This window comes from Solidesulfovibrio carbinolicus (assembly GCF_004135975.1).
Lineage (GTDB): Bacteria > Desulfobacterota > Desulfovibrionia > Desulfovibrionales > Desulfovibrionaceae > Solidesulfovibrio > Solidesulfovibrio carbinolicus.
This window is the reverse complement of the sequence record NZ_CP026538.1, coordinates 1,367,250-1,389,909: the sequence shown is the minus strand read 5'-3', so window position 1 is coordinate 1,389,909 and position 22,660 is coordinate 1,367,250. Positions and strand designations below refer to the sequence as shown.

Annotated in this window: 13 protein-coding genes and 2 pseudogenes; 1 reads left to right on the top strand and 14 read right to left on the bottom strand. The window is 52.9% G+C overall.

Annotation, left to right across the window (positions count from 1 at the left end; translation table 11 throughout):
* The first annotated feature begins 379 nt into the window (after nt 1–379).
* Nucleotides 380–1,549, top strand: a pseudogene (locus C3Y92_RS06105) (Fic family protein).
* Nucleotides 1,550–2,066: 517 nt separating this feature from the next.
* Here the strand turns inward: C3Y92_RS06105 and C3Y92_RS06100 are convergent.
* The 14 genes and pseudogenes from C3Y92_RS06100 to C3Y92_RS06035 form a co-directional block, all read right to left on the bottom strand.
* Nucleotides 2,067–2,636, bottom strand: a pseudogene (locus tag C3Y92_RS06100) (transposase); the annotation flags it as partial.
* 305 nt (nt 2,637–2,941) lie between these two features.
* Nucleotides 2,942–3,697: a hypothetical protein gene (locus tag C3Y92_RS06095; protein WP_129350682.1), complete on the bottom strand. Its 756-nt coding sequence runs from the start codon at nt 3,695–3,697 to the stop codon at nt 2,942–2,944.
* The gene (gene pglZ, locus C3Y92_RS06090; RefSeq protein WP_129350679.1) at nt 3,697–5,691 is read right to left on the bottom strand and encodes a BREX-3 system phosphatase PglZ; all 1,995 of its coding nucleotides are present in this window, start codon (nt 5,689–5,691) and stop codon (nt 3,697–3,699) included. The genes C3Y92_RS06095 and pglZ overlap by 1 nt, the downstream gene beginning before the upstream one ends.
* Complete coding sequence (locus C3Y92_RS06085) at nt 5,688–8,582, bottom strand: DEAD/DEAH box helicase (RefSeq protein ID WP_129350676.1); 2,895 nt, start codon at nt 8,580–8,582, stop codon at nt 5,688–5,690. The genes pglZ and C3Y92_RS06085 overlap by 4 nt, the downstream gene beginning before the upstream one ends.
* Complete coding sequence (locus C3Y92_RS06080; RefSeq protein WP_129350673.1) at nt 8,579–9,652, bottom strand: hypothetical protein; 1,074 nt, start codon at nt 9,650–9,652, stop codon at nt 8,579–8,581. Before C3Y92_RS06080 ends, C3Y92_RS06085 begins: the two co-directional genes overlap by 4 nt.
* Nucleotides 9,653–9,656: 4 nt before the next feature.
* Entirely contained in the window at nt 9,657–11,573 is a 1,917-nt protein-coding gene (locus C3Y92_RS06075) for an AAA family ATPase (protein ID WP_129350670.1), read from the bottom strand.
* A gap of 3 nt (nt 11,574–11,576) precedes the next feature.
* On the bottom strand, nt 11,577–14,393 hold the full coding sequence (locus C3Y92_RS06070; protein ID WP_207214029.1) for a DNA methyltransferase: 2,817 nt from the start codon (nt 14,391–14,393) through the stop codon (nt 11,577–11,579).
* A 90-nt stretch (nt 14,394–14,483) separates the two neighbouring features.
* Complete coding sequence (locus C3Y92_RS06065) at nt 14,484–18,215, bottom strand: DUF6079 family protein (RefSeq protein ID WP_129350664.1); 3,732 nt, start codon at nt 18,213–18,215, stop codon at nt 14,484–14,486.
* Entirely contained in the window at nt 18,212–18,727 is a 516-nt protein-coding gene (gene brxF, locus C3Y92_RS06060) for a BREX-3 system P-loop-containing protein BrxF (protein WP_129350661.1), read from the bottom strand. The genes C3Y92_RS06065 and brxF overlap by 4 nt, the downstream gene beginning before the upstream one ends.
* 16 nt (nt 18,728–18,743) lie before the next feature.
* Complete coding sequence (locus C3Y92_RS06055) at nt 18,744–18,941, bottom strand: helix-turn-helix domain-containing protein (protein WP_129350658.1); 198 nt, start codon at nt 18,939–18,941, stop codon at nt 18,744–18,746.
* Between the two features lie 494 nt (nt 18,942–19,435).
* Nucleotides 19,436–19,813 carry a hypothetical protein gene (locus C3Y92_RS06050; RefSeq protein ID WP_129350654.1) on the bottom strand — a complete coding sequence of 126 codons (378 nt, stop codon included), beginning with the start codon at nt 19,811–19,813 and terminating at the stop codon, nt 19,436–19,438.
* On the bottom strand, nt 19,797–21,770 hold the full coding sequence (locus tag C3Y92_RS06045; RefSeq protein WP_129350650.1) for a relaxase/mobilization nuclease domain-containing protein: 1,974 nt from the start codon (nt 21,768–21,770) through the stop codon (nt 19,797–19,799). Before C3Y92_RS06045 ends, C3Y92_RS06050 begins: the two co-directional genes overlap by 17 nt.
* Nucleotides 21,751–22,047, bottom strand: a complete 297-nt coding sequence (locus C3Y92_RS06040; protein WP_129350647.1) for a plasmid mobilization protein — start codon at nt 22,045–22,047, stop codon at nt 21,751–21,753. The genes C3Y92_RS06045 and C3Y92_RS06040 overlap by 20 nt, the downstream gene beginning before the upstream one ends.
* 13 nt (nt 22,048–22,060) lie before the next feature.
* On the bottom strand, nt 22,061–22,636 hold the full coding sequence (locus tag C3Y92_RS06035; protein ID WP_129350644.1) for a hypothetical protein: 576 nt from the start codon (nt 22,634–22,636) through the stop codon (nt 22,061–22,063).
* Nucleotides 22,637–22,660: the final 24 nt, after the last annotated feature.

Genomic DNA, 22,660 nt, shown 5'->3' with positions numbered 1-22,660 from the left:
ACAATGGGTTGAGCGTCAAGGACGGTTCAAGACGAGTTTGCGAGATTTTCCGGTGGAACGGAGAAAACGCACGTCCGAAAGCGACCCCGAAAAGGAAACGGGGTTGAAACGGTACTTCCCGACCCCGGAGAATGCCCGTTCCGGGCAGCGGCCCGAAACCCTTTGATGGCAGGGGCTTTCCGGCGACCGAAAAATCGGAGCCGTGGTTGTAACTTTTTTCCGCTTTAGCAAGTGCGTTGCGACGTCGAACGCTCGTCTGAGGAAATCGAAACGGCCAATCGGGAAATCCGCTTGATTTTTCCTTCTCGATTCTTTATTTTAGGATGTGCAGTGAAAATAAAATAAAGACGAACCTTATTTTAGGTTCGAGGCAGGCAAGATGAAGCGAGAACTCCAAGGCAGATACGTGACCATATCGACGGTGGGTGAGAAGGCCCAGGCCTTCGTTCCCGCGCCACTGCCGCCGCGTCCGCCCATCGACTGAACTCCGGAGTTGCGCAGCAAGTTCGACCAGGCGCTGCTGGCGCTCGGGCGTCTGGACAGTGTCTCGACCTTGCTGCCGGACACCTCGCTGTTCCTCTACATGTACGTCCGCAAAGAGGCGGTACTCTCCTCCATGATCGAGGGGGCGCAATCGTCGCTTTCCGACCTGCTGCTGTTCGAGCTGGATCAGGAACCCGGCGTGCCACTGGATGACGTGCGGGAGGTCAGCAACTATGTTGCGGCCCTCGACCATGGCCTGCGTCTGCTGGAGGAAGGGCTACCGCTGTCGCTGCGCCTGTTCCGCGAAATCCACGGTGTGCTGCTGACCAAGGGCCGGGGCAGCAATCAGACCCCGGGCGAGTTTCGGCGCAGCCAGAACTGGATCGGCGGCACCCGGCCGGGCAACGCGGCCTTCGTTCCGCCTCCGGCCGAAGAGGTACTGGAGTGCATGAGCAAGTTGGAGCTCTTCCTCCATGACCAGCCGGAGCCGACCCCGGTGCTGCTCAAGGCGGCTCTGGCCCATGTGCAGTTCGAAACGATCCACCCGTTCCTCGACGGTTATGGCCGTTTGGGACGTCTGCTGATCGCTTTGCTCCTGTGCGAGCAGAAGGTGCTGCGGGAGCCGATGCTCTACCTCAGCCTCTATTTCAAGACGCATCGTCAGTATTATTACGAGCTGCTCAACAACGTGCGGATGACCGGCGATTGGGAAGCTTGGCTCGATTTCTTCGCCGAGGCGGTCATTGTCACCGCCACCCAGGCGGTGGAAACGGCGCAGCAGCTCCTGGACCTGTCGAACCAGGACCGCGACAAGATCAGCGGCCTCGGACGGGCGGCGGCATCGACCCTGCAGGTCCACCGGGCGCTCATGGAGCATCCCATCGCCACCTCGGGCTCGCTGGTGGAGAGGACCGGCATGACCCCGGCCACGGTCAACAAGGCGCTCGGCCACCTGGAGCAGCTCGACATCGTCAAGGAGCTGACCGCCCAGAAACGCAACCGCCTGTTCAGCTACGCGGGCTATATCGAGATCATGAGTCGCGGCACGGAACTGCCGGGCAGGTAGGTCAATTCGATTCCCGTTTTCGAAATCGAACCGGATGTGCGGAGAAACAGGACTATGGGTTGTGGTGAGGTCGTTGGTATCCGCTTTCGCTGCAAACCCAGCATCCTCGTCCGGAGCATGGAAATTGATATGAAAAAAGCACTTCCCTGATTGGAACTTGGGGTGTGAATCGGCTTCCTATGTGAAGCCCTTTGTTTTCAATGTTTTACGGGGGAGATCGGGGGCGGAGACTGAGTTGCGGTCGAGAGCTGTTTGCTCCACCAACTGACTATTCGATACCGTCCGATGCGGTTCAAAAAGTCAGAAATTTCAGCCAAGAAGCCGGCCCACAGGGGCCGGCTTCTTCCGTTTTGGTTCGTTGACATCCGCACTTTGCCCGTATAGCTCCTCGTAAAACTGGCGAGGTCATACGACACCCGCTCGTATAACTCGCTCAGAGCGCGCCACATCTAGCGTGGGGAGGTTATACGGAGATGCCGCTGACCGACGTTGCCATTAAAAACGCCAAGCCTGACGCCCGGCGGCCTTCCGTGTTCGCCGCCACGGCGATTATGGCGGCAACGCTGACCACCCGGCCGCCTTCACGCTGCTTGAGGTAGGTCGCATCCAGCCACAAATAGGGCCATTCCCCGGCCAGCGGCCTGGAAAGGAAGGCATGGACGCGTTCATCAATGTCCTTGCACAGCTTGGACACTTGGGATTTCGAGATGCCGGAAAGCCCCATGGCCTGGACGAGATCGTCCACGCGCCGCGTCGATATGCCGCCGATCCAGGCCTCCTGGATGACGGCCACCAAGGCGCGCTCGCTGGTCTTGCGCGGCTCCAGGAAGGGCGGAAAGTAGCTGCCCTGACGCAGCTTGGGGATGCGCAGTTGCAGGGAGCCGACGCGGGTATCAAGGCTGCGGTCACGGTAGCCGTTGCGGTAGCTGACTCGTTCGGCGCTTCGTTCGTGGCGGCTGGCTCCGATTAAGCCGTCCACATCAGCCTCCATGAGAAGCTGCAAGACCGCTTCCGCCAGGGAGCGGAGAAAATCGCCGCCATCGGCCTTTTGCATCAGCTCGATTAATGCCATGCTGTCCTCGGCCATCGTGGTCTCCTTTGGTTGCAGGTGCGGCTTCGCAACTTCACCTTACAGCCAATTGACCTGATGGCCACCTCGCCCATCCCGTCCAGGCTGGAGGCTCCCCCCGGCCTGGACGACTCCAGAATTTACACCACCTTCGTGGACTCTACCCGCATTTCCGGATTAGGTGGCCGGAATCCCCGAAACGGGTGGCCGAATTGATCGTATTGCCTGTTAAAACATTGGGATGAGTAGAGATAGCGCTGGATAAACCCTAGGCAGAGCTTCTTGAAGGAGGAAGCCATGCCGAGAAAGGGACCTGCCCTGATTTAGTCGCCCTTCAATTTCAACAGTTCATCGTCCAGACCATAGCGAACTATGTCGATGCGCTCGCTACGTTGGGATATAAAGTCTCCAGTCATCACAGGAAGCTGGAATGGGAAGAATGCCGGATTGTTCAGGAGCAGTCCCAATGCACACTTTGACTCTGGTATGGCCAAGAGTGCTGACTCGGACATCAGGATGGCTAAATTTGGCTCAGCAACGCTTATAGGAGAAGCTCTCTCATAGCAGCCTTTGGCATCAGAATCCTTCAGAACTGCCCAGGCGACAAAGGAACGGATGACGAACCGAGCATAGCGGCTCACGGTTTGCCGGTCGCCATACTGTTCTTTGAGGCGATTGATAATCTGTGTCTGGGTCACTTGATCCTGTAAGGCCAGCAGGCGGCCAGTCTGGCGGGCCACATTGAACCAGAACGGATAAACCGCCGAGATCATCCCCCAGTGGATTGCCAAGGCCATGGACGGGGTTTCACGCAGACACGCCAGCGAGGCGTCCCGGAATGGGATCAACTCGGGGTCAGGAGAGACCCAGATCTTCATCAGGTTGTTGACGGCAAAAGTTCGGGTCTGGTCGCTTCGTTCGCTTTCGGAGCTGTTGCCTTTTCTGTTCGAAAGGAACTCATGCAACTCCTGGCGGATGCCTTTGGCATCGAGTCCAACCTGCAACAGATTAGCTGCTTTCTGCATCCAATCGAAATGAATTGTCTGTTTGATGCCAATGGCTCCGTGCCTTTTGCCCATCACCGTGTCCTCCTTTCAAACTTCACCAGGGGCACGATGACTTCTTCGATGGCTATACCGCCATGACCTACGATGGCTTCTCCTGGGCTGACAAACGCGTCGTGGCCACCGACGACCAGAGGAAAGTAATCTGCTGGCAATCCGACCGGCTGCCATTCGTGGGCAAACGGGAATGTCCCAGCCACCTGAGCACGGAGCTCCGGCGTGGGATAGACACGAACCCGCTCGCCACGAGTTTCGGCAATAACACCTTCAGACGGGCGGCCTTTGCCGTCGCATTGGATGTTGCCGTGATCGGCCGTCAGCCAGACCTCATAACCGTAATCCAACAGTTCGCCGACCATCGCGGAAAGAAATCCTGCATGGCACCACTGCTTGATCTGGTTGTGCATCCCGGCCGAGCCGAGTTGCATGCCGTGCATGATCTTATCAACTTTATCCACGACCAGCCCCACCACCTTGGTTTTCCCGGGGTGGATTGCGGAGTCGAGGACGCTCGCAGCATCACCGTCGCCAAGGCCTCGCTGGTAGGCAACATCCAGCCGGGACAGGCCATGGCCTTCCCAAAACTGCTTCCAGAGTTTCTCTTCGCTGTTAGTCGAGTTGATGGATGACGGGAAATAGAGCGGAGGCTTGCCCGAGAAAATCGATTGCCGCGATACCGAGGTCAGTGTCGGAATCCAGGCGAAGGTCGCGGATTCGCGCATGACCAGATTGGCATCTTGCTTTTGCAGAAGCTGGCGAATGGTCACCCACTGGTCCAGGGCCAGGCCATCAACCACAATCAACGCCGCACGGCTGCTACCGGAGTCCTCAATGTTCCGAGCCAGGCGGCGCGGCACATGGTGGAGCATGGCCGGATTGGTCGGCGGCAAATTGATCAGACTGGAGTAGTGGTCCGCCAGCCAAACGGCAAAGCTCGTGTTCAGTTCCTCACCGATTTCCCTGAGCCGGGTTTGATGCTCGAAGCTGTTGCCGCAATGAACCAGCGAAGACAGTTCGGCCCATTTCAGTGCGAAGGTGATCCAGTCCGAGTAGCGGGCTTCCGCAGTGGGCAACTCCTTCTCGACAAGGCCAAACAGGCGGGAAATCCGCAGCTCATCATCGTCCACGCCGGAGGTGGCTATACCGCTTCGCACCCAAGACCCGGCGTCCACTTCAATGTCCTTGGCCTCGACCGGGGTGAGCTTCCCCTCCAGGAACAGGTTGTCGATGTAGACCTTGATGTCCTGATGGTCGAACGACAGGTGGTCAGGGCCGGGATACTTGAGGCCGTATTCCGGTGAATCTTCCCGCACCTGATTGGCGCTACCCAGTCGGGAAAGAAAGGGCGGCCAGCGTTCCTGCAAAAAGGCAAAGAAGGCTTCATCGTCCGAAACGATTTCAGAGAGGGGCCAGGCCTTGAACCCATCATGACTTTTGAGAACCTGGATGAGTCGCTCGGCCAGCATCAACGGGATTTGGAGCTTTCCGTAGTGTAGGCGCAGCAAGGCGCGTAGCAGCTCCACTTCGCCTCCAATCAGTTCAGCCGCAATGCCGAACACATGGCGGAGAATGAAATCCTTGGTGGCGTTGTCGCCCATGCGATCCGGCGGCGACTTGCGTTGGGCCTCAAAAAGTGAATCCAGCAAGCTCCGGTCGAGCTTCTCGATGACCGGGTAGCTCAGATTGGGAAAGAGATCCCCCAGGTTGAACGATAGCTTCCGCCCAGCCTGGAGCAGGTCGTAAGGCAGAGATTCCAGCTCCGCATCCTGCAAGCGGAGGACCACCACCAGATCGGTATGCTCACCCCGGTCCCAGACAGAACGGTACTTGGACTCATAAGCGTACCTGAATTCGACCGGGTCACTGAACTCGATCAGGTCGAACCCGCGCCCGCGAAGTTCCAAGACCAGCTTTTCCTCGGTCAGCAGGCAATCCGGGTCCGCGACCAGGGTCAGCTTGCTGACGTTGGGTACAAAGTCGTTCAGGATGGCGTCTCGCCAACTATTCATTGAACGCCTCCCTTGATGATCCGCAACATCAACAGCGGTCGGATTTCCGGCACGCTCTGCCTTGCCGATTGCAGCTCATGTCGCCACTCGGATTCGTCCGCATCGCAACGAGACAGTCTGAATTGCCGCACCTCCGGCAGCCCAACCCGCTCTATGGCCTTGCGACGCGAGGCAAAGGAGACGATTCCGCGTTCCTCCTCGCGAGCCACAGAGGCGAGATGTGCCTGCTGCAAGGCGTCGAACATCTCCTGTCCGGCCTGCTCGGCCGCTTCCTGCAAACGATCATGGGCGGTGATGGATTCATCCTGCCCGAGGGTGGCTTGCATTTCTGCTTCCGCTGTCTGCAACGCATCCCAGATATGCCTGGCCGTGGGTAGAAACAGTTTGCCTTCCTCGCTCAAGAACACGCTGATATAGCCACGCCGCACCATTGGGATGCGCAGAAGTTGTGTCTTCTGGTGTATTCCGGCCTGAAGGCGGATCTCAAAGAGCCCCCAGAGCCCGGAGATGCTGGCTGGCAGCCCGCTTACAGTTACACAAGGCAATGGCTGACCTGCCGCGACCTGGGGCAGGTTCAGGGCAAGACCACGGACGTGACTGTTTTCAAGACTGAGCAGGGTTGCGTCGGTTAGACGATCCGCTTCCCGGGCGCTGAATACGGCTTTGCGGTGTTCCTGGCCATCCGGCCAATTCAGATCCCACCAGGAGCGCTTGCGGCTGGCCGCACCGCCGTGCGAATTGAGATAGCCGACCGTCATCCGTTCCACCCAGTGAGGCAGCGGATGGGAGCGCAGACGCTCAGCCGCCTGCACATCAGGTTCTTCGGAGATCCCATAGATGGCGGAGGCCTCGCGCACCTGCTGAATTTCATCCCGAATCCTGGCCACAGTGTGATCGACGGAGGTTTCGATGCCATCAGGATTAAGGATGGCCGAGGCGTACACATCCTCGAACAACTCACCGGCCTGGGCCGAGTCGAGCACGTCGCCGGTCTTGTCGATGCCGAACTCGTCGAAGATCACTGAGAGCTTCTGCTCCAGCACTTCGCGGACGCGGAACTCGACTGAATCCTCAAATACGAAATTGATCGCTTGTACGGTTTTTGGCTGGCCGATACGGTCCACGCGGCCGATTCGCTGTTCCAACCGCATCGGGTTCCAGGGGATGTCGTAGTTGATGATGACATGGGCGAACTGCAGATTCAGACCCTCGCCCCCTGCATCCGTGGAAACCAATACGCGGTGCGATTTGCGGAAGGCATCCTGGGCTGCCCGACGTTCCTCCATGGTCATGGAGCCGTTCAAGCTGACCACAGAGATTCCCCGGGCTTCCAGAAACTCCTTTAGCATCTGCTGGGTCGGCACGAACTCAGTGAAGATCAGCACCTTCAGATCCGGTTCGTTTTCCTCGGCTTGCAGCTTGTAGATCCACTCGATCAGCGCCTCGGCTTTGGCATCCGGACCTGCCTGCTCACAACGGACCGCCGCGTCAAGCAAGGTCTCCACATGGCTGCCTTCGCTCTGCAGAGCCGACACGTGGGATTTCAGCAGCTTATCGAGCAGCTCCTGGCCGTCCATGTCATACAGCTCGGCTATTTCATCGTCTGGGGTTTCCGATCCCTCCGTGCCGGTTTCCAGTTCCGCCAGGCGCAGGCTGGCTTGCTCTTCGCCTTCCTTGAGTGCCGCGAGCCGCCGTTCCAGCGTGGTGCGGATCGCCCGGGTGCTGGAAACCACCAGGCGCTGCATCAGGATCATCAAAAAGCCAATATGCCGCTTCTTCTCGCGCAGGGCCAGGTTGTAGCCCTCGCGCACATAGTCGGTCACCGCCTCGTAGAGAAGCTGCTGCAGTTGGTGACGGCTCTCCCAGGCTACCGGGGCCATCTGCGTTCGCCTGGGTTTGAAGAGCGGCTTGCCGTCGGCATCGATGGCCTTGCGCTTTTCGGTGCGGATGACATACGGAGCCACCCGGTCGCGGGAGACGCTGTCCATATCCGGAAAGGCGTCATCATCCAACAGGCTCATCAGGCGATGGAAGGCATCGGTCTTCCCTTGATGGGGAGTCGCCGAAAGGAGCAGCACATAGGGCGCGGCTTCCGCCAGCCCCTTGCCGAGCTTGTAGCGGGCGACCTGGTCGGTACTGCCGCCCAGGCGGTGCGCTTCGTCCACCACCACCAGATCCCAACCGGCGGTGATCAGATCCTCGAACCGGCTGCGGTTGTATTCGGCGACGCGATCGGCGGTCCAGCCGCGCCGCTTGTCCATGGGCTTGACCGAATCCAAGGAGACGATAACCTGATCAAACATCGACCAAGATGATTTCCGGTGGTCCGTCCCTGAGGCCAGACGTTGCAAAGTGCCGATGTCGTCGCCCAGCACGAGCTTGAACTGCTCGTTGAAATGGGTCTGCATTTCGGCCACCCACTGGGTAGCGATGCCTTTGGGAGAGACGACTAGGATTCGCCGAACCAGCCCGCGCAGTTTGAGCTCGCGCATGACCAGCCCGGCCTCGATGGTCTTGCCGAGACCCACCTCATCGGCCAGCAGATAGCGCACTCGGTCGCCGGAGATGGCCCGGGACAAGGCGTGGATCTGGTGCGGCAGCGGAATGACATTGGACTCCATGGGAGCCAGCAATACATGACCCACGGTGGCGCTGGCGGAGCCTTCGAGCACCTCAGCCACCTTGGCTGCGGCGGCCACGTAGGCTATACGCCCGGCTTCAATCTCCGGCTGCAGGTCAGCACTCAGCGGCCGCAAGGTGGAGCGGGGTACGCGCACCACCGCGTCCTGGTTCGGCAACCAGACACGGCACACCGTCTGCCCCCACAAAGTCTGTTCCTCGATGACCTTACAGGCGCTGTTATGAACGGTGCTATATTGCCAAAGACTCATAAAATCTCCAAATCCCCCTTGGCACCGATATTGGCGAACTCGATCGTTCCGCCTGCCAGCCGCCAGAACATCAACCTCAGCCCCACACCTTTCTTTGTCAAATGCGTCCGGAATGCCAAAGCACCATCATCGACCCTTATACGTTGCTTTGCCGTTGCCTTTGCGCTCTCTCTAAATTCATTGATACTATTTTTCGGCATGCCAAGAACAATACGCGCACACGACTCAATGATTACCATCGCGTAATCATGTCGAGAATTAGCGCCCCATGTATGGAGTGAATGGACAAATCCGCTGCCTATCTCGAAATCCATTGCTCCGTCTCTCGACGTCCCACTTGAAATAAGATTTTTGATACATGTCTCGATGCTCAAACGAACAGCACTTTCACTCGAAGCTCCGTCCCAGATTGACCAGAGATCAAGTGATTTGATCAACTGCTCATGGCTAAACGCAACAGGAATATTTTGGAGAAGCGAGAAAGGAGGAACAGTCTTTAAGCTAACGTCTGTTGTAAGCAGGCCAACGTCGTAAACATTTGCTTTAACAGCAATATCTTCAGGAATAGGATTGCCCCTCCACCCCCCAGAAGCCACCAAAACACTAGCTATAGTCCTGGCAGAAATACCCTCATCAATTTTCAATCCAGTAATTAGCAAATCATCCCTAAATGCTGATCTGCACTTCGGCTTCAGTCGATCCAGCATGAGCGCCGGAACAATCTCATGCGAGTTTTCATCAAAAAGAATAGCGTCTATTCCGTAATGCTCTTCAAGCGCAGGCGTCCGATCCAATATCGAATTTGCAACTTTTGAAATCGTATTTGCATCAGCAAACGTACATTCAAATTTATCGATAAGCTCTAGCAATCTGTGCCGATGTGGGTATTCACCATCGTCATTCAGTGCCACTCGCGCCGCATCCGACATCAGAACACATGTATCAGGTCGATCAATAAAGCCTCGCCAGCCAACCAAAGCCGCGATGAAGTCTTCCAGTCGATCAAGTGAATCGCAGGGATTTGGAAGGCACAGCAAAAATGGATCAATGACAACATCTTTGGCCAACATATGTTCAATCCTTGTTTTTCTTGGCCCGCTTCTTGGCCAGCGCTGCCGTTAGAATCGCTTCGGCCTGCTGTTGTGACTGATCAAAGAACCCTTCTGGCCAATCTGAGATGGCTCCATACTCGTTGATCACCACCTCTCGGAAAGATGAATCCAGTGCCGGTTTTTCCACGAAGTAAATCTTGGCTTGGCTGTTTAGCGCTTTTTCGGGTGGTGCCGCTGCAATCCGGAATCGTAGGCGATCAATTAAGTATTCGCTGTGAGTCTCAACAATGCACTGCTTGCTGCACAGTGCCATTGAAAGAAAGAAATCCCCCAGTAATGTCTGAACTTTTGGGTGTAGATGCAGCTCTGGTTGCTCGAAAACTAGCGTTGAGTCCGTGTCGGCTAGAAGACACATAACGAGTATCGGTAAAACTTGACTAACGCCTACACCAACATGCGTGAGGTCGTGCGTGCTATCTGAATTGGCAAGCCCCACCTTAAGCTCGTGCCCCAATTTGCCCTGGTCTCGGCTTTTGACTGAGCTTGCGACTCCCAAATATTGGAGCCAATCGATAACCGCTGCTTCAAGTGTTCGGGTAACTGTTTTGTGTTCAACTACTGGCTCTTTGAAATTTACCGACGGGATGTAGTGGATCTTCTTGTTTTTATGCAGTTCTAGAATGGAAGCAGTGTGTTCTCCGCGTAAGCCTACGTCATGTGGGTCGGCTGCTGGTGCGAGCGGATACAGCGGTTTGGGAGCATCCCTCAGCGGGCCGAGGTACTTCAAGGACGAGGCGAAGAAATTATCCAGATACCAGGTAGCCTCCATTATCAAGCGAGGGGGACTGGCTTGGACAAAGGCATGGGTCTCGGGTTTCTCTGCCGTTGACGCCTTCATGGATTGGTGGATGCGGTCAAAAAGATCCTCGCGCTCACGCAGGACCTGCTGAACCTTCAGGCGCTCGTCGCGTGGGAGGCTGCGCAACCTTTCATACCAAGACCTGAATGAAAGTGTATCGACTTCAAAATCGAAAAGTGATTTTTGCCGATATTTATCATTAAAAATCTGGTCGAAATCGATTGTGCCTTCGAGGACTTTGCGCAACACCGCAATGATCTCTTCGGAAAGAAGGATATCTCTTCCCATGTTGCGCCGTAAGCCAATGGCACGGCGGCCATAATCCTGAAGAGCCATGGCGATGGCGTTTGCGTCCTCTTCGATGGTATCGATAGCGTAAACAATTCTCTCGGGAAGAAAGTGTCGAAGCATGCAGCCGATTGGCTTGGCCGAGCGAAAGTCATCCTTCACCTCAGCCATGGAGCCATTGTCCAGCTCAACAGCGTAAGCCAAGCTGGCGCGTAACTGATCGTCTATTTCACTAAAGCTGTCAGCACCTTCAATTTCGGAGATGGCCTTGGTGGAATGATGGATCGATATGTCGGCTTTCTGATCCACATTGTCCTCATCTCTGAATATGCAGGACAACTGAGCTGCAAAAAGCCGAGGTTGAATTTGGAACAGATCTCGCTGGGAGCTCGAAGCATCAGCATCAAAGGAAATCTCACAAGCGATTTCCTGAAGCTGATTGAAGTGTGGTCCATAGTAAATAGCTCCACGGGGCGCGAACTGAGACCGCCTGCCTATTGCAGTATCCTGATCCGGAAGTGGCCGACAGGTACATTTGATGGTGATCTGGTCCGAAGCACCACCATTGGATTTCAGGTCGTCAAACTGGCCCAGGCTCGTGAGAGCACCATTCAATACGACAGATCGCGATCCGACCTTATGGGCCAAAGTCTGTGCTACGAGAAGGACGGATTGGATGAATGTGCTTTTCCCGCTGCTGTTTGCGCCAGCGAAGATCGTAAGAGGGCCGAGATCCAGCTCAGTCTCCTCACGAATCGATTTAAAGTTGAAGACCTTCCATTTAGTGATCATAGGCTATTCCCCTCCCATCCGTGTTACTGCCTGATCGTACCACATGAGCAGTTTGGGGTCTTCTTCCAGGACGTTGTTGGGGATCTTATCGGCAACGGCGACGATGACGGCGTAGTCGCGTTCCTGCCAGGCCTTCTTAAATCCGGCGCGGACAGCTTCCAGACGGAAAACCTTGAGCTTTTTCTTGGCGTCCTTGTATTCTTCGAACTCTTTGAGCAATGCCTTCTCGCGCAGTTTTTCAAGGTCGCCAGCCTTGGTGGGATCAGGCAGGTACCAGCGGTCACGCGCCTTGGCGACTAGGGTCGGGTCATCCTTGGGCAGGTTACGCAGCTCTTTCCAATTGGAGGAAAGATAGGAGTGGATCTGCCCGGGCACGGGGCCTTTGCCGTCGTAGCGCAAGAAGTTCTGCTCCAACAAAATCAAAAGCTCCAAAGGCGTTTCATTCTTATTCCATCCACCAAGTTGCTTCATGAAATGAGGGTGAATTTCTTGAAAAGTCTGCGGCTTGTCTTTCAGTTCTTCTATAAGCCACTGTCGTGCGGATGCTTCGTCAGAGACAAAGAGCTGAAGTTGAGTGACTTGAGTAACTGTCAAGCGTCTTTTGTCGTATTCCGCAACCTGTTCTGCTAAAAAATACATTCCATCTCGCTCTGAAAAACGTTGTGTGAGGCCAGAGTAAAATTCAGAAGCAGACAAAGGAATAGACACACCTCGTTGCACGTGAAAAGCAACCATTCGATCAAAAAGCAAGTAATGCTGTCGTTCTGAAATAGCTTCTATTTGACCATGTTTTATAACAAAAACAGGAAGATTCTTCAGATGCGTACTAACAAAATCCCAGACACCATCCTCAGTGCCGGCCTCGAGTTTAAATCTATCTTCAAGCCCTCCATTAGGCTTATAAGCAGTGAGAACTAAATCTTGTTTCACCGCGCCACTCATATAAGATAGCTGTTTGGTAGTCCCTTTCTTCTTGTCTAACGTTCGAACATCGGAGATCACAAATCCTGCATGCCCCATCGCCCCCTGTATGGCATTCCATATAGAATTTTTGGAATTATGAAATTCAACAGTAATCCATCGTCCTGCCTTGAGCACTCTATAATATTCTCTGAAACATTGCTCCATGAGATGCATATATTCCAGGGTACTTTTTCGTTGAATTTTACTCACTATTGCCTCATCGGTGTTCTGCGTATAAACGCGTAGCCATGATTCCCACAAAAAGTTAAGCTCTGAATACGGTAGGTTGTCGCCAAAAGGAGGGTCTGTGAAAATATAATCAACACAAGCATCGGGAACTTGTAATCTTGTTGTTGAATTTGTGGATATAGCGACCGCATGTGAAGCGGGCACGCCTATTTGAGAAAAATCAGAAATTTTTGAAGCAAAGAAATAAAAAGGAGAAATCTCTGTAGGCAGAGAGCTCATGTAATAAGTACCGGACAATGGACCCACATGACGGCCATGATCAGGCATATAGCGATTCAGTCTTGTCAATCTTGATTGTGAGCCTGTAAACCATGCGGTAAGAAGACCCCTAATTGGCTTAGGGCATTCATTTATCCGAGCGAAAATCGAAGAAAGTATCCAGCGATTACGTTTCGTGTAAAAATGGTGAACATGCGTTGTGCCAATATGATAGCCTCTAAAAAGGTCCCCCCATTCCGTTCCCTTAAACATCATGAGTTCCGTCGGAAGTGAATAGGGAACTGCCCTGTTTTCTAAATTTCTCACTAGTTCAATGTCAAAATCATCTGGTGATTTTTCAAAGCGCTTTTTTCCTACAGAATAATTAATTAGAACGGGAACCTGCTTTGGTCGAGTTATACCTTTGCCAATCTCGACATCAAATATTGTTTCCACTTTACGCTCAAGTTCACGTCTGGTTAATTCAAAGGAGCAATGTGGGCACACGTATTGTTTGTTGACGTGATTATTTTCGTGTTGAACTGCTTCATTCCAGTAGACAAACTCCTCACCGCATTCAGTACAAAGCAGCACATCAGACCAAATCACATAGTTAATATTGCCTTTCTGTTTACTCCCGCCGTGGGCTGTCTCAAACATCCAACCGCATTCGTTCCTTACATCTTCAAGTATTTTTCGTGAATACTGGATAAATACTTTGGTATTTTCTGTTCTATTCAGACTTGCAGTTATGAAAGTCGCGGCAGGAGAAAGATCATTCAAAATGCCATTGCGAGCACCCAGCCTAGAAAATGGAGTCCAAGCCTTCTTGGTACCTTCACCAGTCTCTTCCTGCAAAATGGTCCCGTCCGGCTTCACCTGATACCCGAGCGACCTTACCACTTCGCTTTCACCACACATCTGGGCGGCCACACCCGTCATGCCGGTGCCGCAGAATCCATCCAGAACGATATGCCCTGGTTCTGTGTAGTGGAGGATGTAACGCATGATGGCCTTGTGCGGCACTTTGGTATGGTAGGAGTGCGCGTTATAAACTGGGTCGTTCTTGCCCTCACTCACATCGGCCGCAAAAGGCTCACGGTGGTAGTGATATCCTTCAGGCTGTATCGGCTTCTGCGCCTCCCATTCAGCTATGAAATCGGCAATCCACGGGTTCGGGCAGGCGGTGTAATACGGCGGATCGCTCAGGTTCAGAATGTCCTCGTCGCTGCCGATGGGAAAGCCTTCGATCTTGCGGAAATCTGGGTCTCTCAGCTTCTCGCGCAACTCCTGGGTAAAATGGGCGCGGCGGGCTTCGTCGTTCTCGAACGTCATGCCAAGACAAGCCACCGGGCCGGAGGGCTGCTGCGGCTCTTCAAGCAGCGAATCGAACAAACTGGTTTCTTTCATTTTCATAATCCTTGATGGCGTCTTGTTTCTCAGCTTGGTCACTTCGTTGGTGACCAAGCTCGTCGGAGTTGGTCACTCGCTTAGTCACTCTTATTCCATGACGATCCGCACCTTGGCCGGGTCCTTGCCCTTGGTGAGTTGATCAATGTACACCTCAAAGCGTTTCTTCATCTCCGCTGGGGTGGCCGGGCCGTCGGTGACCTGCAGAGCATGTTGTAGCTCATGGGCCTTGACCGTGACCTTGACCAGACCGGAGAGCACCTCTTTCAGAGCGTGGACAAAGTTGCTGCCAAGCGGCACCGGCAGTTCCTTCGACTTGATGAAGGCTTCCAGCGGTTCGCGGTCATCGATCTTCAGCAGGTTCATGTTGGCCTGGGTGATCGGGTCCTCCAAGTTACTGAGGATGGTGGAAGTCCAGGCCGTCACCATGGCGTCGAGCTGGGCGTCCATCTGGTTGATCATCTGCGAGCCTGCTGCCGCACGGGGTTCCACCGACGGCCGGAACCCACAATGTGGGCAGATCGGCGAGGCTTCGAGGTTTTGCTCGGTCAGGGTGAAGCAGCTTTTCAGCCCTGCCAGACGATTCTGGTAATCGGTGAGCTGCTGCCGAGGCATCAGATCGATACCGGCCAGCTTGAGCAGGGTTTGCAGGCGCTGGTCGTTGAGCAGGCCCGCTTTGCGCTTGTCGTCGTTCACGCCCAGCCGGGCCTTGGTGTGCAGGCCGATGTAGGCGACGGTGTAATCCTTCTTCAGCTTTTGCAGTTTGGCCCCGATGGACTGGGACTGGCTGGCCAGCTCGGTCAGGTCGACCTGCTTGAGGGCATCGAGCACGTCCTGCCGGGTGGTCTTCATGCGATCCACCCAGTCATGGTCGGCAGGCAGTACCGCCTCGGCGGTGGAGAGCCAGGACGCCGTCGGGCTGTGGTCCATGATGAACTCGCGCAGGGCGTCCAGCTCATCCAGGGCCTTCACGGCCTTTTCGTGGGCCAGCACTTCGGGAGCGCTGTAGCGGAAGTTCTTCAGCTTCCCCGGCGAGGAATAGGCCTGGAGCGATTCAAAGAAGCCCTTGGCCTCGTCCAGTCCGCTGGTCTGGCTGGCCAGGTCGGTTCCCGCGAGCAGGTCCAGGCCCCAGAAGGAGAGCCCTTCGCGCAGGGTCTGCTGGGTCATAACAATGCGCTTGACGATCTTGCCCACGCAATCAAGCATCTGAATAACAGGGGTGTCGTCCCCTTTTGTGATGAGTTGTGGGTATCCAGAGGGTAGGCCAAGGATTTCGAACAGCGCCTTGAGCGCGGGCAGGTTCCATTCCTTGGGCTGCTCCAGGTGCTTGAAGCGGACCAGCTCGTCCATGCTGGTTGCGGCAAGTAGCTGCAGCCCGGTGGCGTCAATTTTCTTGCCCAGGATGGAGAGCACGATGTCGCCAGAATAGACCAGCGCCGCCAACAGGACGCTCACCCATTCAGGTTCCAGACGCGAACCGCCCGGGTTCATGTATTCAAGCCCGTGGTCGTCCTGGATTATCTCGCTGCGGTTCACTACCTGGCCTTGGCCCTTGGCTTTGACGGCATCAAGGATGAACTTGGTGTACTTCGACTTGTGGGGGGCGATCTTCTCGCCGTCGAGCAGTTCCAGGGCGTCCAGCACGGCGGTGGCCTGCTTGGTGCGGTTCTGCCCGGCGATGGCCCGCAGGGCGTCTTGCGCAGCCTGGGCGCGGTTGTTGCCGGTGATCAGGACCGAGAAGAACGGGTAGTCCGGGGCTTGGTTCTCGAAATTCGGAGCCAGGCAGACACCGGCGATGGTGTTAACGAGGTCGCGAAAGTTGATGGTCTCGTGGGGCGACAGGCCGGACAGGTCCCGGATGGATTTGCCCTTCGCCCATTCAGTCATGGATTTGGCGCGCCCCTGATAGGTGACCTCGAAGGCATCGCTCATGTGCTTCTGTAGCCACTGGACCAGCCTCTTCAGGAAACCGTTGGCTTTCGATTCATAGGTGGCCTTGGCGTGCCCCGATGCGGTGCCTGCAAGGTCCAGAGCGGCCGCATAACTCTTCAGTGCAGTCTGGAACTCCTCATCGGTGCCTTTCAGGCGGAAGAAAACCTCGTCGTTGACTTTGTTGTCCTTGAAGCGTGGCGGATCATTGGGCTGAATGAAGTATAGGTAGAAGTCCCGCTGTGGCACGACGGTAGATCGCTCATTCGGAGCGCCGAAAAAGAGGTAGCCGGTTCGGGCAGCCTTATGTTCATGCCATAACAATTCATGCTGCCAGATTTTGTAGCCGGTAACGTAAGTGGCGTCCTGGCATTCCATCGCCCGCTTGAGCGCCTCGTAATAGATGCGGTCGAGTTGAGGCTGGCCCAGACTTTCGGCCCGCTTATCAATCAGAGCATCGAAGTCGTCGGTCTTCTTCAGGTCGAGATAGAATTGGCGGTTGTCGGCATTGAAGGAGATGAACTGGCCACTAACGGTTTTGTGGATCTCGCGCAGAACCGTTTCCACATGGGTCTGGAGATCCTTGTCGGGCTCGTCGCTGCCCAGCTCGGCGATCAGAGGATCGAACAGGCAGAGGCGGTCGCGCAGCTCCTCGGCGGATGCGCCCATGGGGGCATAGATGTCGCCGGTTGTGAGGCGGTGGACGGACAGCGCATGGATTAGTCGTAGCGCCATCGGCTTGTATTGCTTGCGGGTGATGGCGTTTTCGATGCGAGATTCCAGCACCTGGCTGCAATCGATGACTGCCCGGATTTCGGGAATGGCCCGGAACGAGGCGTTTTGTTTGAGTGTGTTCCAGTAGCTGTCGAAAGCTATCAGGCCAGGCTCATCCTGTGGCACGACCTTGCCAAGGATACCTTTCATGCCCATGGAAAGGGTCTTGAGCACTTCGCGCTTTTCCACAACGGTGACGCGTTCGAAGGTGTCGATGTAATCAGGATGCACCGGAAAAAGCCGGACGAACTCGTCCATGCGCTCGTTGAGTCCGCCGTAGTATTTGGCAAATGGCATCAAGTAGTCGCGGATCTTGGCCTGCTGTTCGGCGGTCTTTTTGAGCAGACGCTCGGCCACGACGAATTTCACGTCGCTGCGGGCGATAAGGATCTGCTCGAAGCGGTCCTTCACCCGGCGGATGCTGTCGGCGACAAAGGCGAAGCGAGGGCTGTCGAAAATGGCTTCTTGAACACCGGCCATGAAGCGGAAGCGTAGGTCCTTGCAGATCTCGCCGATCTCACGGAGGAAGTTGAGGTCGAGGATCAGTTCCTGGTCCTTGCGGGTGCGCAGGTAGTCGAGCAGCTCATCGACCACCAGCAGCAGGCCGTGCTCGGGGAAAACCTCGCCAAACTTAGCCATCATGTCTTCGAAGGCCCGTTTGTGGCTGGTGATGGTCCCGGCTTCGGGGAACACATATTCTACGCCGAGTTTTTCGAGATGCTCTTCCAGTTCCGCCACCAGGATGTCACGCAGGGACATGGTGGTGGCTCCTATCTCGGTACGGATGACCTTGAAACGCCCGGCGATTTGAGCAGCCGCATCACGGACACCAACGTTATTTAGCCCTTCCAGCAGGGAGACGTCTGCGGCAAGGCTGGAAACCACCGACATCAAGTGAGATTTACCGGTGCCGTAATTACCGACGACCAGCAAGCCCTTGTTGTCGACCGGCTGGTCGAACTGCATCTGAGGAATGACAAGCTGGGTGAGCCGTTCTGCCATTTCCTCGGAGATGACATAGGTGTTCACGAGGGTGTGCGCGGCGCTCGATCTATCCGCGTCACGTAACTGAACGACCGTCTCAATCGGATCGAATTGGATAAGATCTCCGTATTTCACGCTTGTCCTGCCCCTCTATTGTCTGTTGCCCAATCGACCGTTGCTGCGCCATCCATACTCACAATCAGCGCATCGACCGAGTCATAGCTGCGGTACTCGGGATGGCCGGTTTCGGCGTACAAAAGTCTCCCGGAATCTATGGTTCCGTGCCAAGAAACTACCACAACCCGGTTTCTCGAAATGCCCTGCAGCAAGCGCAAGGGGTCCTGCTGCAGGTCCTTGTCGAAGAGAATCTCGAGGTTATCCAGCACTACGGGTGACTGAGCCTGGTCCACGATCTGGTCGAGGATGCTTGGCAACCGAAGTGACCGCTGCCTCGCCGTCAGCTCAAGCAGTTCGCTTGAAAGCGACAGATTAACGTTGACGACGGATGAGCCGAAATCCTCAGCAACTTCCCGAAGAACGCCGGTCTTTCCGGAACCGGCTTCTCCCACCAGGAGTACCAGGCGATGATAGAGTCCTTCGGCTGACAGGAGGGATCGTTTTATTTTGTCGCGTATCGGTTCGACCACGGTCGCTCCTTAATTACTAAGTTTCCGGCCTGTCGATTTTGTCAGCCGCACCGCCGGAGCGGACCCATACATCAACCTCATCTTGCTTGAACATCCAACGACGGCCGACACGATGCCCGGGCATGGCCCGTTGTTCGATCCATTTATAGACCGTCTCGTTGCTTACATTCAAATATTTGCAAATGTCATCAACTGTCAGCCATCGCTCGTCCATAGCTTACGCCTTTCGTTTATCATGTTTTCGGTAGATACCCGGAAGCCACCGGGAAGCCCGAAACCATGATTCAGTTTCGCAGATTCATTAGCGGAACTATCTTGATGAATTGCCAAAATCAATCGGTTTGTGCCGATTAGTGCCGACTTTGTGCGGAGAGATCGAGAAAAGGAGCACAAGCCGCTCAGCCACCACGTGGAAACACTATGTGCTGGCGCTGGTCTGCCGTGTCTGGGAGTTCTCTCTCGTTCCACAGTCTAGTGGCGACGGCGGCGCTCGCCCGAGGCTGTCCCATGGCGCAGGACGGAACGATCAAGACCCAGCGCGTGGCGAGATGTGCGGCTTGGACATGACCGCAATGTTCACAGTCGCGGAAGGCAACTCAGCAATATTCTTCGCTAACGTCCATTGTTCGTTGAAATTTTTTGGTCGCAAAGGCAGCATGACTTGCACAGGGCGAAACAGTCCAAGAAGCTCTAGATCGATACAGATACTTAAGCGCTTTTTGAACTGAAATGAACGCAACCAGCTTTATGAACAACGCTTGTGGGGTAGCGTTCTTTATCCCCTGGATTAATTGTTTTTCCATTTTTATCGTAATACAACTGGCATGACGTGTATTCTTTACACGTCATGGCGCATCTACACGAAATATTAATCAAATACCACCAAGGCTCCTCCATTGAATTGTCGACAATATCTATGTTTGGCTCGGCATTTTCACAACGAGAGCAAACCGGACCCAATATATCCTCCCTGCCTTCAATGTGTTCAAAAATGGTTTCAACATGATCTGTTGGCAAATCGTAGTTATCAAGATAATCAACAAGAGCAGACTTGGCACGTTCCATGAATTTATTGTCGAATTCCATGACGGTCTCCTGAATCGGGTTTTTGAGTGCATTGAAGACGAAGAGCGTTAAAGGTGGCTTGTTGAGAGTCAATCACTGACCTTGTTTGAGCAACGCTTAAAATGTTCAAAGTCTCGAGATTGAAAACTGTTTTTGGTTTTGAAGTTATTTCAAAATAAACTATTTTTGTAATGGCTTGCTTCAAAGCTGTGAAAATCTTTTTAATCAGCGAAATATCAGATGTTGCACTTTTGCCATTATAATGAAGAGGAATCGGTTTAGTGTATTTTTCACTAAAAGCTTCTCCAATTTTTGACAGCTTGTTGCAATCATTGGAAAGGCTGCTCAAAGAAATTGAAGTCTCATTTTTTTGAATATTGAAGCCATAAACGTATTTGCAATCATGATCCCCATCGAACGTTTTCAATTCAACAGCAAACCCGGCTTCAGAAAGCCGATCTAAAGTATCTTCTATTGATTTATCACGATTCATACTTTTTATAATGATGCCTTGAGCTTCAAAAGTAATTTTAGGTTTTAGAGATATTTCACCTTGTATTCCATTTTCTTGAGTTTTCTTGTCTTGTTTTGAACGAGGCAAATTCAACTCTTTATGAACAACTGCAGTCTCATTATAAACAACTTCCGATTCAATATTGAAAACTTCTTTGATTTCTGTTTTTGGCGAAATTGCTTCATGATAATGAATAATACTCAAAAGATCATCAGAAAGTCCAGCTTCTTCAATTGTCTGTCCAAATTTGGAGCAAAGTTTAGAATAGCTATTTTTTCCAGGAATTTGCGAAAATTTGATTCGGTGTTCGCCCGCAAATATCAAAGCGCCACCCCCAGCCCGTTCAACACTCCAATTTTCACGTTTCAAATCATTTAGAAAATCTTTCCACGAAAGTGCATCTGAAACACTTTTTTTAAGAACATTTTTGATCTGCTGAAGTGAATATTTTTCTAAAATCGGTTTTTCAGCGACAATATGTAACGCAAGTTCGCCTGCAAATGAAGGTTCCGGCTTTTCTTGATCTGGAACTGGTTTTCCAAAGCGAATATCGAGATTTTTCAGTGAAAATTCAGACGGCAATGCAGATAATCTTAAAGATGTGCGTCCGGATTGCAAAAAAGCGCCTTCGCGCTGTTCCTTGCCTTTTTTGACTCGCTCAAGAGAAATACCCTTCTGTGCAAGAAGTTCATGCACTTGTTGCCAAGAACTGGCGTCTTTAAGAACATCTATTGCGGTATTGGCTAGAATTCGCGCAGGGTGGGGCTTATTATGCAAAGCTTCGTAAGTTAGAATACGTGGACGTAATTTTAATTCGTTTTTATTGTGTTCACGTACAATCGGCTCTAAATCAAAGCCAAAAAGAGCATTTGGTGTCGGTTCCCATCCTTGCTCTCTACAAATTTCCGCTTCGGCTTTAGCTAAACTCAATTCTTCATTGTCACGCAAACGGATTTGACCATTTCGCATTGATTTTGATCGAATAGAAGCGCCAGTTCCACCGATTTGTGGTTTCGGGGAATTTGTATCGATTCGAGACACAACAAGATGAATATGTAGATGCGGTTTGTCGCCGTGTTCAACCCATAATGTCGGATGATCTGAAAAACCTAAATTTTTGAGAGTGAGTTGGATTGCTTCCATCTTTTGCTCAAAAGTCGGAATCTCGCCCGGTCGCCAAGCAAGCATATAATGACCAATGGAATCCCCATCCCCCCTGTATTTTTTATCAATTTCTTTGATTTCTTTGTGTCCGCCCTCAAAATCGCCGTCCCACGTATTTACCGACCCGATTGCAACAACACGTTTGCCAGAAACTTCCGAAACAGGACTATTGCCAAAATCCTCGCTAAAATCCTCTTCTTCAAGTGGTTCGCTAGAATCACTTGAAGAAAGCAAATATTGGACGGTAGCTCGCAGATTACGAGGCTTTCCATCTGAAGTTTTAATCTTTTTGATTTTCATGGCTTGAACCGGACTTCATGAAATCTTTTAACTCTCGAAGCTCCGCAACGACAATTTCGGCGAGTGGACCATGGAATTGAAGATTTTTAAGCATTCTGCCAAATTTATCGATTGAAAGAGCCGTGGATGCGTCTGTGAGAGATTGAACAGGATTTCCGACTGCACGTTCGCGAAGATATGCGCAAACAGAAAGACCGGATTTTTCAGCATTTTTAGTGATTATTTGAAGCTCGCGATCAGAAACTTTTGTGCGAAGCTGGTTTGGGTATTTTGGCATACTAGTGGCCTCTCTATCTTTTACTTAATGAAAAACGCTTGGGATGAATTTTATCATAAAGCTCAGAACCTTCGCTCTTTCCAGTATTTTCTATTTGTTCAACGGAAACAGCTTGAGATGACGATGCTGTGTCAGATTTAAGTCCTAAAATTGGGCGCTGTGGTCTACTCATGTAAAATTTTAAGCCTGGATTCATATTGTCATCTTCTTTTGAAGCTTCATGCTGTTTAACGGCAACAGTTTCTTCCTTCGCTGAAACAACAATGACATTTTTAACGCTCGGATTTGAGCCAATTCCAGCTTTGTTCTGATTGCTAACAATCGAAACAATTTCTTTTTCAAAAGCATAGGAGTCAATTTCTTCGTTAGATTCAGTTGCTAAACGAAGGAATTTTGTCATTGTCCATTTTCCCTTGATTTTGTGTTCCATTAGTATTTTGTCGATTGATTCGAGCGAATAGCCGCCTTCATCTTTCAGTCTCATAATAACGCCATAAAGGACCAAAGATTTTCTTTTAGAAGACATCCCTGAAAAAACAATGCTTTTTAGGGCTTCTTTAAAATCATTGATTCGATTGATCGGCTTCATGACATTCCTCTCCTAGTCTTTCTT

Coding starts and splice junctions, on each gene's coding strand:
- C3Y92_RS06070 (WP_207214029.1), bottom strand. CDS start 14,393: ATGAAAGAAACCAGTTTGTTCGATTCGCTGCTTGAAGAGCCGCAGCAG.
- C3Y92_RS06075 (WP_129350670.1), bottom strand. CDS start 11,573: ATGATCACTAAATGGAAGGTCTTCAACTTTAAATCGATTCGTGAGGAG.
- C3Y92_RS06045 (WP_129350650.1), bottom strand. CDS start 21,770: ATGAAAATCAAAAAGATTAAAACTTCAGATGGAAAGCCTCGTAATCTG.
- C3Y92_RS06055 (WP_129350658.1), bottom strand. CDS start 18,941: ATGGACGAGCGATGGCTGACAGTTGATGACATTTGCAAATATTTGAAT.
- C3Y92_RS06085 (WP_129350676.1), bottom strand. CDS start 8,582: ATGAGTCTTTGGCAATATAGCACCGTTCATAACAGCGCCTGTAAGGTC.
- C3Y92_RS06035 (WP_129350644.1), bottom strand. CDS start 22,636: ATGAAGCCGATCAATCGAATCAATGATTTTAAAGAAGCCCTAAAAAGC.
- pglZ (WP_129350679.1), bottom strand. CDS start 5,691: ATGAATAGTTGGCGAGACGCCATCCTGAACGACTTTGTACCCAACGTC.
- C3Y92_RS06095 (WP_129350682.1), bottom strand. CDS start 3,697: ATGGGCAAAAGGCACGGAGCCATTGGCATCAAACAGACAATTCATTTC.
- C3Y92_RS06050 (WP_129350654.1), bottom strand. CDS start 19,813: ATGGAATTCGACAATAAATTCATGGAACGTGCCAAGTCTGCTCTTGTT.
- C3Y92_RS06040 (WP_129350647.1), bottom strand. CDS start 22,047: ATGCCAAAATACCCAAACCAGCTTCGCACAAAAGTTTCTGATCGCGAG.
- C3Y92_RS06080 (WP_129350673.1), bottom strand. CDS start 9,652: ATGTTGGCCAAAGATGTTGTCATTGATCCATTTTTGCTGTGCCTTCCA.